13 protein-coding genes are annotated in these 13,977 nt (G+C 44.6%); 8 read left to right on the plus strand and 5 right to left on the minus strand.

Annotation, left to right across the window (positions count from 1 at the left end):
- Positions 1–52 precede the first annotated feature (52 nt).
- The 3 genes from cls to mscL all read left to right on the plus strand — a co-directional run bounded on the left by cls (position 53) and on the right by mscL (position 2,866).
- Entirely contained in the window at positions 53–1,504 is a 1,452-nt protein-coding gene (gene cls, locus U719_RS03645) for a cardiolipin synthase (RefSeq protein WP_023467357.1), read from the plus strand.
- A gap of 75 nt (positions 1,505–1,579) precedes the next feature.
- Positions 1,580–2,461, plus strand: coding sequence for a Cof-type HAD-IIB family hydrolase (locus U719_RS03650; protein WP_023467358.1), 882 nt, complete (start codon positions 1,580–1,582; stop codon positions 2,459–2,461).
- 12 nt (positions 2,462–2,473) lie between these two features.
- On the plus strand, positions 2,474–2,866 hold the full coding sequence (mscL, locus tag U719_RS03655) for a large-conductance mechanosensitive channel protein MscL (RefSeq protein ID WP_023467359.1): 393 nt from the start codon (positions 2,474–2,476) through the stop codon (positions 2,864–2,866).
- A 261-nt stretch (positions 2,867–3,127) separates the two neighbouring features.
- On the opposite strand, the gene U719_RS03660 is transcribed toward mscL, so the two are convergent.
- Complete coding sequence (locus tag U719_RS03660; RefSeq protein ID WP_023467360.1) at positions 3,128–5,290, minus strand: ATP-dependent helicase; 2,163 nt, start codon at positions 5,288–5,290, stop codon at positions 3,128–3,130.
- 246 nt (positions 5,291–5,536) lie between these two features.
- Between U719_RS03660 and U719_RS03665 the strand changes: the two genes are divergently transcribed.
- Positions 5,537–6,034, plus strand: a complete 498-nt coding sequence (locus tag U719_RS03665) for a GNAT family N-acetyltransferase (protein ID WP_023467362.1) — start codon at positions 5,537–5,539, stop codon at positions 6,032–6,034.
- A 47-nt stretch (positions 6,035–6,081) separates the two neighbouring features.
- Here U719_RS03665 and U719_RS03670 read toward each other — a convergent pair whose 3' ends face one another.
- From U719_RS03670 to U719_RS03680, 3 genes are all read right to left on the minus strand, one after another.
- Entirely contained in the window at positions 6,082–7,548 is a 1,467-nt protein-coding gene (locus U719_RS03670; protein ID WP_023467364.1) for a sucrose-6-phosphate hydrolase, read from the minus strand.
- A gap of 88 nt (positions 7,549–7,636) precedes the next feature.
- Positions 7,637–9,220, minus strand: a complete 1,584-nt coding sequence (locus U719_RS03675; RefSeq protein ID WP_023467365.1) for a diguanylate cyclase domain-containing protein — start codon at positions 9,218–9,220, stop codon at positions 7,637–7,639.
- A gap of 25 nt (positions 9,221–9,245) precedes the next feature.
- The gene (locus tag U719_RS03680; protein WP_023467366.1) at positions 9,246–9,716 is read right to left on the minus strand and encodes a GNAT family N-acetyltransferase; all 471 of its coding nucleotides are present in this window, start codon (positions 9,714–9,716) and stop codon (positions 9,246–9,248) included.
- Between the two features lie 153 nt (positions 9,717–9,869).
- Between U719_RS03680 and U719_RS03685 the strand changes: the two genes are divergently transcribed.
- Together U719_RS03685 and U719_RS03690 are read left to right on the plus strand one after the other, a co-directional pair.
- Complete coding sequence (locus tag U719_RS03685) at positions 9,870–10,787, plus strand: ABC transporter ATP-binding protein (RefSeq protein ID WP_023467367.1); 918 nt, start codon at positions 9,870–9,872, stop codon at positions 10,785–10,787.
- Positions 10,765–11,508, plus strand: a complete 744-nt coding sequence (locus U719_RS03690) for an ABC transporter permease (RefSeq protein ID WP_023467368.1) — start codon at positions 10,765–10,767, stop codon at positions 11,506–11,508. Before U719_RS03685 ends, U719_RS03690 begins: the two co-directional genes overlap by 23 nt.
- A 59-nt stretch (positions 11,509–11,567) precedes the next feature.
- Here U719_RS03690 and U719_RS03695 read toward each other — a convergent pair whose 3' ends face one another.
- A complete protein-coding gene (locus tag U719_RS03695; RefSeq protein ID WP_023467369.1) occupies positions 11,568–12,209 on the minus strand; it encodes a YitT family protein in 642 nt (213 codons plus the stop codon).
- Between the two features lie 170 nt (positions 12,210–12,379).
- Here U719_RS03695 and U719_RS03700 point away from each other — a divergent pair, with 170 nt between their 5' ends.
- The gene (locus U719_RS03700) at positions 12,380–12,943 is read left to right on the plus strand and encodes a glycerol-3-phosphate responsive antiterminator (protein ID WP_023467370.1); all 564 of its coding nucleotides are present in this window, start codon (positions 12,380–12,382) and stop codon (positions 12,941–12,943) included.
- 195 nt (positions 12,944–13,138) lie between these two features.
- On the plus strand, positions 13,139–13,963 hold the full coding sequence (locus U719_RS03705) for an MIP/aquaporin family protein (RefSeq protein ID WP_023467371.1): 825 nt from the start codon (positions 13,139–13,141) through the stop codon (positions 13,961–13,963).
- Positions 13,964–13,977: the final 14 nt, after the last annotated feature.

Raw genomic sequence — 13,977 nt, forward strand, 5'->3', positions numbered from 1 at the left:
AGAGACAGAGGAATCAAAATTGAAGAATACCGTTGAAGCGGGAGGGAATCGTATGGTGGAAGTATGGAGTACGTTCACGATCATCATCGTCTACGGATTGCTTATCATGAATATCTTGGCTGTCCTGACGGTTATTTTTCTTGAGCGGCGCGATATTGGTGCGACATGGGCATGGGTATTCATCTTGTATTTCGTTCCGCTCGTTGGGTTTCTCGTCTATCTGTTTTTCGGAAGACTGTTGAAAAAAACGAATTTTTATCGTGTCACGGATGAAGAACAACTGGAACAGGATAGACGGATCGCCTTACAGAAAAAAGAACTTGTAACGATGGGACGGCACCCGATGATTCAAAAGCACCGGGATATGATTCGGATGAACCTGATGTCGAACGGTTCCCTGCTCAGTCTCTCGAATCAACTGCAGATTCTTTCGGATGGCGAGCAGAAGTTCAATCGGATGATTCAAGATATCCGCCAGGCAGAGCATGAAGTGAATATCCAATATTACATCATTCAGAAAGATCGTCTCGGGTTAGCGTTGATCGATACATTGACCGATTGTGCCCGTCGTGGGATCAAAGTACGTCTATTGTATGATGCTGTCGGATCACGAAGTCTCAAACGGACGGATTTTAAGGATTTACTCGCACACGGAGGAGAAGTGTTCGCCTTTTTCCCGTCGACGATTGGTTTCGTTAATTTTCGATTGAACAACCGGAATCACCGTAAATCCTGTATCATCGACGGTCGAATCGGCTACATTGGTGGGTTCAACGTTGGTACGGAATATCTCGGGATCGATGAAAAGTTCGGCTACTGGCGGGATACACATTTTCGCTTGGAAGGTGACGTCGTTCACGATCAACTCGACCGCTTCATTCTCGACTGGAACCAAGCAAGTGACGTCTATACGGAAAAATCTTTGTTTTACTATGGAACGCACAGGATTCAGGATATATTACCGATGCAAATCGTCACGTCGGGTCCGGATTCTCGTTCAGAGTATTTGAAGCTTGCCTTGATCAAGATGATCAACGAAGCAAAACGGACGATTTATATCCAATCGCCTTATTTCATTCCGGACACGAGTTATTTAGATGCATGTAAGGCAGCCCTTCTGTCCGGAGTGGAAGTCCGTATCATGATTCCGAACAAACCGGACCACCCATTCGTTTACTGGGCAACGACTGCTGCTGTAGGAGAGTTGTTATCGTACGGAGCTAAAGTCTACACGTATGAACCTGGATTTTTACATGCGAAGACGATCGTCGTTGATGGCGAGATTGCTTCAGTCGGGACGACGAATATCGATGCGCGAAGTTTTCGGTTGAACTTTGAAATGAACACGATCGTCTATGATCAGGCAATAGCGATTGAACTAGAACGTCTCTTCCTCGCTGATTGTGAGGTATCAAAGCTCATGACGGTCGAGTCGTATGCCGCGCGTTCAAGAACGATCAAATTCAAGGAAAGTATTTCGCGTTTGTTGTCACCGATCTTGTAAACCGTGTTTACGACCAGTCAAAATGTGAAAAATGGTATAGTGGTATGGAAATAGAAAAAGAGGAGAGTGAAGACGATGGCAAATCCAATCAAGCTACTCGTATCAGACATGGACGGAACCGTTCTTTCGGGCAAGCAACGAATTGAACCGGAGACGATTCAGGCAATTGAAGCGGCACGCGAACAAGGTGTCGAATTTGCAATCGCGACAGGACGTAACTACTTAAATGCAAAAGAATTAACAGATGCAGCAGGAATCCACTGTCCGATCATTGCTTCAAACGGGGCACGTGTGATGACCGTAGATGGAGAAGAGTTAAGTGCGACGACGTTGACGACGGAACAAGCACAGCAAATTTACGGTATCATCAGTCAATATGAAGTTTTCTTCGAGATGTTCTGTGATCGAGGACTCGTGACAGCACAAGGAGCGACGATCGACGCAGCCTATGATTCTCTAAAAGAGTTGAGTGAAGAAAGTGATCGGGCTAAACAAGTGCTTGATTTCTTCCACGATCGTTATTATGTCCACGAAGACGTCAAGATGATTGATGGATTCCGGTCGTATATCCGTAACCAAGCGGGACAAGTATTTAAATTCATCTCATTCTCGTTTGATCAAGAATTAATGAAAAAAATCTGGCAGGAAATCGAGCAGAAGGTCGACGGTGTCTATGTCACGTCGTCAGGACACGATAACATCGAAGTCATGGCAGTCGGTGCCGATAAAGGAACGGCAGTTAAAATCCTCGCTGACCACCTCGGTGTGCCAATCGAACAGGTTGCTGTCATCGGTGATAACCTGAATGATCTTCCAATGTTCAAAGTTGCCGGCAAGGCGATCGCGATGGGGAATGGTCATGATGAGGCAAAAGCGATTGCCCATCACGTGACGAAATCAAATGACGAGCACGGCGTCGGATATGCGATTCAGCAGTTGGCGTCCCGCGCTTGGTAAGGGGGACGTTTCATGTTTAAGGCATTCAAGGAATTCGCATTTCGGGGGAATGTGATCGACTTAGCGGTCGGAGTTATTCTTGGTGCTGCGTTTAGTGGGATCATCAAATCCCTCGTCGACAGCGTCTTCATGCCACTGATCGGTATCATCATCGGGGGCATTGATGTCAAAGGATTGTCAGTCATGGTCGGAAATGCAGAGTTGCAGTACGGTCAATTTCTTCAAGCGAGCATCGAATTCTTGTTGATCGCCTTTGCGCTGTTTATCTTCGTCAAAGGCATCACTTCATTCCGAAAGAAGGAAGAGGTCGTCGAAGAAGAAGCGGTACCAACGACAGAAGAAAAATTATTGACAGAAATCAGAGATGCCTTGATTCATCAAAATGAGTCATCGACGAAAAACTGACGGATACAACAAAGGCTGACTCAAAAGTCAGCCTCTACAAAGATAAAGGTGGCAGAATAAAAATCTGCCACCTTTATCTCGTAACAAAAAGAATGGCGCGTCACACGCCACTCCTACAGGAAAAAGCGCATTATGCGCTGTCAGAGACAAACAAGACCCGCTTTCCTTCTTGAATGAAGCAGGAAAACTGGCTTGTGTCTTGCCTGAGGAAAGGGCGTGAAAAGACACGTCATTCTTTTTTTGAGTCAGGTCCATTCTGAATCATAAAATTTCGAGTAACGCATTTTCAGAGCAGACTTGTAACGAAAGCTGTTTTTTCATTCCTTGATCAAATGAAATTTCCAGCACATCGTCAACCAGGTGCAAGACAGTTCCGGGACCAAATGCTGTATGCGAGACACGCATGTTCTCAGTGATCGGAAGTGGAGGAACGCTAGCTCGCGCTGTAACAGCAGTTCGCTTGCGCTCTACTTTTCGTTTTGCAGCATCAGGCGTGACGAGGCGATGGACGTCTTCGACGAATGGTGAGACATCAAATGATTTCGATTTAAAACGATAGGACAGGAGATGTAGTTCGTGTCGCGCCCGTGTCATGCCGACGTAAAACAAACGTGCAGCTTCTTCCATATCATCGAGTTGTCCATTCTTGTACGCCTTGATCGTATCAGCTGATGGAAGAATCCCAGAAACGAGATCAATCATGAAGACGCGATCAAATTCAAGTCCCTTCGCACTGTGAAAGGTCGAAAGGGTGACCGCATTTTGATTTTTATTTTGTTTCGCATCACGCATCAATTGTTCGAGATGCGTGATCCGTTCACGAAAGGCGAGTAGTGTCGGTACATCACTTGCGATGTTATCGATCGTATTCAATGTTTCAAGCAGGTGATCGAGACTAAAACCGAGACTCTCACTCATTTTTCGCAAATTCTTTTCGTAACCCAGTTCATGACGAATCAGAGAGAGGGCGGCAGAGGGGCGAACGGTTTGGATGGAAGCGAATGTGCGCTTCATTTGTTGAAGTTGTTTCTTTTGATAAAACTTCATCTCGATTTTGTTTATGAGTAGATCAAATACAGATTCACCCGTACCGAACTGTTGCAATTGAGAAAGTTGCGCTTTTGAGATATACCCGGCGAATTTCGTATGAATAGTTGCTAGCACATCGATATCTGTCGGATCTTGTGCGAATGTCATGAAGTTTAAGATATCCTTCAAAATCCAATGACTGAAGAATTTATGATCGACATCCTTAATATAAAACGGAATATTTGCTTGATCCAAAGCATTCATCACATTGATCGATGAGGCATTGTTGCGATATAAGATGGCTACTTCGCGGTAATTCGTCTCTGTCCGTAGTTGATTCAACAGATAGCGGGTCTGATCCTCGTAAGTTGGTAACGTCTCTAAGATAATCGGACGAACAGCAGCGTTCTCCGTGAACATCTGTTTCGGATAACGTGCTTTATTGCGCTGAATGAATTGGTTTGCGACGGATACGATGTCTTGAGACGAACGATAATTTTGTTCCATGTAAAGAATCGTCGCATTCGGATACGTATCTTTGAAGTGCAAAATTTTAGAGGCATCCGCGCCACGCCAACTGTATAGCGTCTGATCATCATCTGCAACGACACAAAGACGGTTATGCGGTAAGGCTAACTTCTCGACCAATTGATGCTGGACGAGCGACGTATCCTGACTTTCATCCGTTAGGATATAGTCGAAGCGTCGCTGATAATGTTGCAACAGACGACGGTCTTGCTCCAAAATCGTATTCGCATACGTCAACATATCATCAAAGTCGAGTAACGGATGTAAGGGATCACGTGACTTGAATTGTTCATATGCCACATAGATATCAGGGAAATGTTTGATCGTCGTCGGTACTGCCTTGATCTCCTTTAAAGAAAGAAGACGGTTCTTGACGAAGGAAATCATCCGCAATAACTCATCCATCTGGTCGTCTGTAATGACACTCCGATTAATTTCCTGGAAAATACGCCGGAGTAACATGCGTTTATGTGGCACATTCGGATGTTGTTGATCCATTGGTCCCTCAATGATCGTATAGGAGAGACGTTGCTGGGATGTATGATCCCGAACGACTTGAAAAGCAAAGCTATGAATCGTCGAGAATGCCGCTGTCGTTCCAATTAATTCGTGAAATAGATGATAAAAACGATCCGCCATCTCGCGAGCTGCTGCCTTACTGAAGGTCAGCCCTAAAATACGATGTGGTTCAATCTTTTTTTGTAAAATCAAATAGGCAATCTTAAAATTAAGCGTCGTTGTTTTTCCAGAGCCGGGTGAGGCGAGTAACAGCAACGGACCATGGTCATGTTCGATTGCCTGTTGTTGGACAGGATTCAGTTGAATGCCGGTCAATCGCTCCATCTGTTCGAAAAAATCTTCATGCATGATACAGTTCACCTCGAGCGTATTTATTTCGCGTTCAATAATCGAACTTTCCCTAGTGTATCATTTTTAGTGTCAGGATTGGATTAAGGAAAGAAGAACCGTGGAATAAAGAGACAAGAGCCTATTGGATGTTATGTAAGACGAGTACCCTGAATGACTAGGCAAATGGACACAAAAACATTAAAATGGGAATAAATGTAAGAGAGTACTCTCTTGTCCTGTACAAAGAGGGAAGGCGGAATGAGAATGTCTGTAGTGAAATTACACATGTATACGAATGAACATTATGAACAATGTGATGCGTTCATTCTTCCGGAAGAACAAGTCCAGTTTACTTCTTTTCCGACGGATGTCGTCGCAGATGCGGTTGCCCATCCAGATAAATTCCCGGTTGTCATCAAAAAAGACGATTTAGTCGTCGGATTTTTTATTCTTCATCTTAATCCCCCTAAAACACATCGAACACATGAACACAGTGTCCTGTTACGTGCCTTTTCCATTGATGTACGCCATCAACACCAAGGATATGCGAAAGAGGCAATGATGCAGTTGCCAGAGTTCGTGCATCATCATTTTCCAGAAGTCACAGCGATCACACTAGCGGTCAATAAAAAGAATATTGCTGCAAAATCACTGTATTTCAAAACGGGATACGTTGATACGTTACAGTCCGTCATGGGTCCAATTGGGGAGCAGCACATCCTTGCATTTGATCTAGAAAAAGAATCACGATTGAAGCATTGAAGCAAAAAAGCATTTTCCTGATTCTATTCAGGAAAATGCTTTTTTATTTAAGATAAATCGTAGAGTGATAAATGCGCACCTGCTTCACCAGAGAAGACAATACCTCGACTGGATGTTTTCGGGAAAATCCGTCCAGATGCAACGGCTTCTCCGTCATTTAGAAAAAGTTCAAACGAAGAACGATCCACGAACAGACGTAATGTATGCAAGTCCTTCGCAAGAATCGTCGATCGCGAAGTGCCGAATGATTCAGCAGGTACTTCTGCACCTGATCGGCTTCGATCGATCGTAAATTGACGTGATACAGCATCGTAATGGAATACGGTTTCTTCTGTGGCGTCTTGACGAATCGAGAAGCGGAACGAGTCCGACGACAGTTTCAAGTCTGTCATCACGAGCTCGAAAATCTCGGCTTCCGCAATTGTCACGTCTTGTTCGAAAAGAATCGTTTCGTCAAACAGCGTCTCTTTTCGTAGCTGTGTCAGTTCATTGACAGGTCGTTGACGAAGTTGTCCCTGTTCGATCGTTAATTCACGAGGCAATGTCAAAGCATGTGCCCAGTTATAGATGTCAGAAGGATAACTGATATCCGGTAACCCCATCCAACCAACAAGAATCCGTCGACCATCTGCCGCCTCAGTTGTTTGTGGCGCGTAGAAGTCAAATCCGAAATCGAGTTCTTGGAACGATTCGTGTGTGAATGTTAAGTCGGGTAAAGCTAACGGTTCGCCGATGAAATAACCGGACTGGAAAATATTTTGATAGTTCGGACCATCTGGTTCAATCCCTTGAGGGCTAAAGAGGAGGATCCCTTTTCCATCCAGCTCGAAATAATCAGGACATTCCCACATATAACCGAATGTCGAGTAATTCGTCTGTAACTCACCGAGGAATGTCCAGTGCTCTGCATCTTGAGACTGATAGATGACAGTACAACCCGTCAAGTCACTACGCTGTGCACCAATGATGCAGTACCAAATGCCCGATGCATCTTGGAAGACTTTCGGATCACGGAAATGTTCCGTATATCCTTCAGGAACGTTTGGAATAGCAGGTGGTAAATGTTTTTCGATTCGTCCATCCGAGCGGAGATGACCGACGATTTGGCTCGTATGGCGATTCCAATCCGCATCCCGTTTATTACCGGTGTACATGATGTGCACTTGATCATCTTTAATGAAGCCACTACCGGAATAAGCACCGTGTGAATCAGGATCGTCATTTGGGATCAAGGCAGCTCCTTCATCGAACCAATGTACAAGATCTTTTGATGTCATGTGATACCAGTACTTCAGCCCGTGTACGGGTCCGAGTGGAAACCATTGATAAAACAAATGATAGAGACCGTCATGATAGACGAAGCCGTTCGGATCATTCAAAAGTCCGGTCGGAGGTTGAATATGGTAAGAAAATCGCCAAGGAGATGTTCGAACTTCTTCCTTCATCGCTTGGTAGACGCTCGGATCGACATCCGAGAGGGGACGGTATCGTGCTTCACGTGTCCATTGATTCATGTTGACAGCTCCTCGTTGAAAAATTATACGCTTCTCTCGTTCACCTTACGGAGGAGAGCTGCGCTTGTCAATCCTCCGTCCTGAATGGTCAATGAACGGACATACATCCTCTGCCATTTTGCTTCGAACGATAGAGCGCTAAATCAGCGCGATGCATGACTTGTTCGAGTGATTCTCCTGTCACCTGTTCGGCGACTCCGATACTCATACCGATGTGGACGGTTTGTTCTTCTAAGTGATACGGCATCGAGACATGAGCGATCCATTGTTCACCTAAGTATCGTGCTTCTGTTAAGGATTGAGTCGTCAAGACGATGATGAACTCATCGCCGCCTAGACGAGCTACGAATCCACCAGGTGGAAGCAACTGTTCGAGACGTTGACTGACCTCGATCAGCAGGAGATCACCTAGCGCGTGACCATACGTATCATTGACTGCTTTAAAGCCGTCTAAATCAAGGCAAAGATAGATAGAATGCGTTTCTGCAGGCAATTGTTCGATGTATTGAGCGAGACCGTTGCGGTTCGCGAGACCCGTCAGGCTATCGCGTTGTGACAAGCGTTCAAACGTTAATTTCTCTTGTTCGGTATGTAGCAAGCGATGAATCAGTCGTTGTAAGGCATCCGTCAGTGTCTCGATTTCTCGGATTCCACGATGATTCGGGAGTGATTTTGAGGGATCATCCTGCATCTGTTGGGCGGCATATGTGATTTTTAATAATGGTCGTGTCAATAACTTCGCTAACATCCATCCGAGTACCGCTGTGATGAAAGAGGCAATCAATCCGGCGATAAAAATCGTTTGACGTAAAGCGTCGGCATCAGCGAAGGCAATCGAAGTCGGTTGACGCACGAGAACCGTCCAACCTAATCCATCGTAATCCTTGTAACCTCGGCTTGTACTTTGACCAGAGACGAATTCTTTCCCTTGCCAAGAAGCGGTCGCAGAAGCATTCGAAGTCAGCGTTACGCTATCAGGTAATGTTTTACCGCTCCATCCGTTCGGTCCAAGCAAAATCGTCTTTCGATCTTGACTAATGATGAAGACATCGACTTGTTGGAGAGAGGACGTGGCGCTCTGAAAACTTTGTTCGATCGCTTTTGCCCATTCGAAGCTGAGATGTGTCGCAAGGACACCAGAAAATCGCCCCTTATCGTACAAAGGTGTACTAATATCGACGAATTGTAACGGTTCACCGCTTGGGTTTGGCAATAATTTTGCGAGTAGAACAGCTTCATGGACATCCCCGATGAATGGTTGTGATAAGGCTTGTTGGAAGACGGGGCGTTCCTTGATCGATGTTCCTTCAAGAATCTGATTCGTTGACGCAACGACTTTGCCTTTCGCATCTAAGCGACCAATCCAAGAAAAGTCAGGAATCTGTCGTTGTAACTCTTCGAGTGTCTGCCGTGTTTCTGCTTTTTGTTCTGTTTGTTGAATCGTTGATAAAGAACCCAGCAATTTTACTTCGGCATAACGTGACCACATGTAATGATCAAGCTTATCAGACAGTTGGTGAGCAGTCGTTGACAGATTCATCCCGACTTCCGATTGGAGTCGGTTTGTTGCATGTTGACTAATGAAAAAAGTTAATCCGAGCGTCATGCTAAAAAATAGCAGGGAAATCAATCCCGCTAACAAAACATCAAAGCGAAGTGAGAGTCTGAACATTGTGCGATACTCCATTCATGCGTTTTCATTTTTTTTTACTTACATCATACACGTAGACGTCTACCTGTTGTTCGCGGTTCGAGATACTCGTTCGTACATATCGAAATTCGTGTTTTTCCCAAAAACGACGGGCTCTTAAATTATCGGGTAAGACCGCGAGATGAATGTGAGGTTCCTGACTTAGAAACTGATCACAAAAAGCAGATAGTAACCGACTGCTAGTTCCCGTACCGTGCTGAGAAGCATCCAGTAAAAATAGACCGATCCAAGGTGTACCGTCTTTTGGATGCTTCGGTAGGTAATCAATCAGTAAGACGGGTTCTCCGTCTACATACCCAATCAGCGATACGGTATCGGGATTTAAAAACTCTTCCTGTAAGGTCGAATCAGAGAGCGGAAGCACTCGTTCTTCTAAGAGCGCATATGCAGGAACGCTCGCGTACAACGATTGGATGATCGGAAAGTGATCATGTGTTACTTGTTCAAAGCGAATCATCTAGCGACTCCATTCTTTATTTTTAATATAAAATTTCTGTTGTTACGCCTTTTTAATTGGAATCAGATTACATATTTGTAAGAAATGAAACTTATCCTTTAAAATCACGTACACTAATAGCATAGACAAAATATGAATGAGGAGGAAGAGCAGATGTTAAAGATTGAAAATATCTCAAAGCGTCTCGGAAAAGAGCAAATTTTAAAAGACGTCAGTTTTGAGGTATCCCCAGGAGAAGTGTTCGGCTTCCTCGGACCGAATGGAGCAGGGAAGACGACGACGATTCGGATCATCACGGGACTACTCGAGCAGGATGCAGGGAAAGTCACAGTCAATGGATTTGATGTCGTAGAAGAGCGTTCGAAAGCGCTGACGCAAATCGGAGCAATCGTTGAAAATCCAGCGTTTTATCCTTATCTGACAGGAAAACAAAACTTAGTTCATGCAAAAAATCTCATTCCGGGACTCGGTCAAGTGGATTATGATGCACTAGCACGACTCGTTGGTCTTGAAGGAAAGCTTTCAAAAAAAGTCGGAGAGTACTCACTCGGAATGAAGCAACGACTCGGAATTGCTCGTGCCTTGCTACATAACCCGCGCGTCTTGATTTTAGATGAACCGACGAATGGTCTGGATCCATCCGGAATTGCAGAGCTTCGTGAATATTTACGCCAAATGGCGCGTGAGCAAGATATCGCGATTTTAATTTCAAGCCATATGTTGAGTGAGATGGAACAAATCAGTGATCGTTATGCGATCATCGATCAGGGTGTCATCAAGTCGGTCGAGTCCGTTCGTAATGAAACTGGAGCGAAAATCGCTCTTCGTGTCAATGCAGAAGCGATGACAGAGGTACTCGATGCCCTTCGCGTCGCGAACTACCCATCAGAAGTACTCGAGAATAAAATTATTATCACCGCACCGGAAAGTGAATGTCCAGCTATCGCTCGACTCGTCGTGCCGATTGCCGATTTACATGAACTGACCGTTAAACGTTTGACGCTTGAGGAACAATTCCTGCAAGTAACGAAAAAAGAGGGGGATTCACATGCTTTCGCTCATACAAAATGAATGGATGAAATGGTGGACGACTAAAAAAGCGAAAATCGTTTTAGCACTATATGTCGTTATTGCAGTTGGTATTATCATCGTTGCAAAGACGAATGATTTTGAGTTCACACGTTATGATTATTATTCATCAACGTTCCTTTTACTGACATCTCTATTAGGAATCATCACGATTGTCTTCACGGCAGAAGCCATCGGGAATGAAGTACGTTATGACACGATGAAACACTTATTAATGAGTCCGTATTCCCGAATGACGATTTATTTCTCGAAACTTATCTTTTCGATCTTGATCATGTTGTTCCAATTCGTGTTCATCGCTGCGATCGTCTACGCAGGCTCATTTGCGTTTTCAGAGGCAGGAGATCCAATTCTGTTCCGCGATACGATCGTCGAAGTTGTCAGTCCGATTTTTACAATATTCATGACGTTATTCTTCTCATTGTTGTTCCGTTCTGTTGGAATGATTATCGGCTTCACCGTACTAGCACAGTTCTTTACGAGCATTGCGGGTAACTTACTGGTTGGTTTCAAACCAGCAATCGCTAAGTGGATCGTATTCATGCATTTAGACTGGTCAATGTATTTCAAGGATTCTATGACCTATGGTACGAGTGAAGCGATGGGAACAACTTTGACGTTCTCCGCCTTGTTCGTATTGGCTCATATCATCGTCTTGTTAGGTGCATCGATTCTTGTCTTCCAAAGAAAATCATATACGTAAATGAAAGAGCTGCTATTGATAGATGAATTTGTCTATCAATAGCAGCTCTTTTACAGTATTCAAGAACTTGTCCGTTTAGGTGGACGTGCTGTAATCGGGAACAATCGCTGAAACCATTCGATCAGTGGACCGTTCAATAAGAGAAAAATGAAAGTTCCGACTCCGATGCCGATCAGTTCGCGTTCAATCAGTGAAAAGAGACAAGCAATCAAAAAAGGAATGCCGAGGCTGATCGTTGCCCCGAGCGAGGTACTTTTAAAGCGACTGATCAGTGACTTCATCAAGTAATCCGGTGGCATCAATACGAATCCGATTTGTAGATAGAGAGCGAGTCCAAGTGAAATCAATGGCATGCCGATCAACATGTACACAACGCGCATCCAAAGTCCCTGTGGTGTATAAATCAATTGATGGATCGATAAGAAGAAATCAATCGCAGCGCCGAACAGGACGACGAGTGCGAAACTGAGGACGATCGTCCACCAACTAAATCGACTCCCAAGAGAGAGTGCCGCAATCAAAGCGAGCACATGTAAGACGATGATCGCTAGTCCGACAGTTAAAGGGGAGATGGCCGCAACGGCTTCACTCGCTGATGTCCAAGGTGCACTCCCGATCGAGGCGGTCACCATGAAGCTGTTTCCTAAGGCGTTAATTAAAATAGAGAATAAATAGATGACAATCCGTTTTTGCTGACTCATTGACGTGCACAGACGGTAGGACTGCGCGTTCACCTCCTGAAAAGAAATCGTTTCGTTAAGCTATACCCTAATCGTAGCGCTCTTTTCACTTATTTTCATGAAAAGAGCATTGCCTATTCCTTATGTTTCACGACATACTTAGGACACATTACGAATCAGGGGGAGAACATATGACATATTTTGGACAGAAGATCCTGCCTTCCGTTAGAAAATTAGAAGACTTTGAAAAGATGCTGAAGAGTCCATATGAATATGGGGTCTTACTCGAAATGCATGTATCGCGTTTAAAAGCGGTCTATGAGATGGCGCATCGTTACGACAAAAAAATGTTTTTGCACATGGATCTCGTTCAAGGGTTAAAAAATGATGAATATGCCACAGAATACGTCTGCCAAGAATTGAAGCCGTATGGTGTCATTTCGACGAAGGCGAGCGTCATCTTGAAAGCACGTCAAAAAAAGGTCAAGACGATGCAACGCATGTTCTTACTTGATTCCAGTTCACTCGAAAAAAGTTATCAACTCATGGAACGGACGCAACCTGATTACATCGAAGTGTTACCAGGGTTAATGCCAAAGTACATTCAAGAAGTGAAAGAAAAGACAGGGCGTCTCGTATTCGCCGGTGGACTCATCGATACGGTCGAGGAAGTGGAACAAGCGATTGAAGCAGGTGCCTCAAGTATCACAACATCGAATAAGGACTTGTGGCGTCATTTTGAACCACGCTCTTAAGTTGATTGTGAGGAAAATCATTCGGATTATTTGACAGCGTTTTCACTGATTGTTATAGTGATATCAAGTTGATACAAAGTGACGGAGAAAAGGGAGATTCACGTGTGAGTCCTGCTTGAAGAACATTCAAGTATGAACTGACGTGGATCTCCTTTTTATGTTGCTTTTTTCACATAACCAAAAGGAGGAACACATATGTCACCCATTTTAGCGGAATTTTTAGGCACAGCTTTGCTTGTCGCGCTTGGGAACGGTGTTGGTGCAGGCGTTAGTTTGACGAAATCGTTTGCGAAGGATGCAGGTTGGATTGTCATCACGTTTGCATGGGGTTTTGCCGTGGCGATTGCAGCGTATGCCGTCGGTCAATTCAGTGGAGCACACCTTAACCCAGCAGTAACGCTTGGTTTAGCCTTTGACGGTTCATTTGCATGGGCAGACGTACCAGGCTATATCGTCGCTCAAATTGCCGGCGGGATACTTGGTGCAAGTCTTGTTTTCGTCCATTACTTACCACACTGGGCGGAGACGAAAGACCCAGCAACGAAACTCGGCGTCTTTGCGACGTCACCAGCGATTCCACATACATTTGCCAATCTAATGAGTGAAATGATCGCGACATTCTTGCTTGTCATTGGGTTGTTATCAATCGGAGCAAATAAGTTCTCAGATGGTCTAAATCCATTGATCGTCGGTTTCTTGATCGTCAGCCTCGGTATGTCATTCGGAGGAACGACAGGATATGCGATGAATCCGGCGCGGGACCTTGGTCCACGTATCGCCCACTTCATCCTACCGATTCATGGAAAAGGATCATCGAACTGGGGGTACTCTTGGATTCCGGTTCTCGGACCAGTTCTCGGTGGAAGTCTTGGCGGATTGTTTTATCGTTCGGTCTTCACAGGGAAAGATACACCGGCTTTTTGGATTGTAGGACTTGTGACAATCGTCATATTAGGCTTATGCTATAGATTCGGTGTTCGTCCGAACAAAACAACGTCAGTGGAGTCAAAGTCAGCTTAACTTATTTAGATACA

It is taken from the genome of Exiguobacterium sp. MH3 (assembly GCF_000496635.1).
Classification (GTDB): domain Bacteria; phylum Bacillota; class Bacilli; order Exiguobacteriales; family Exiguobacteriaceae; genus Exiguobacterium_A; species Exiguobacterium_A indicum.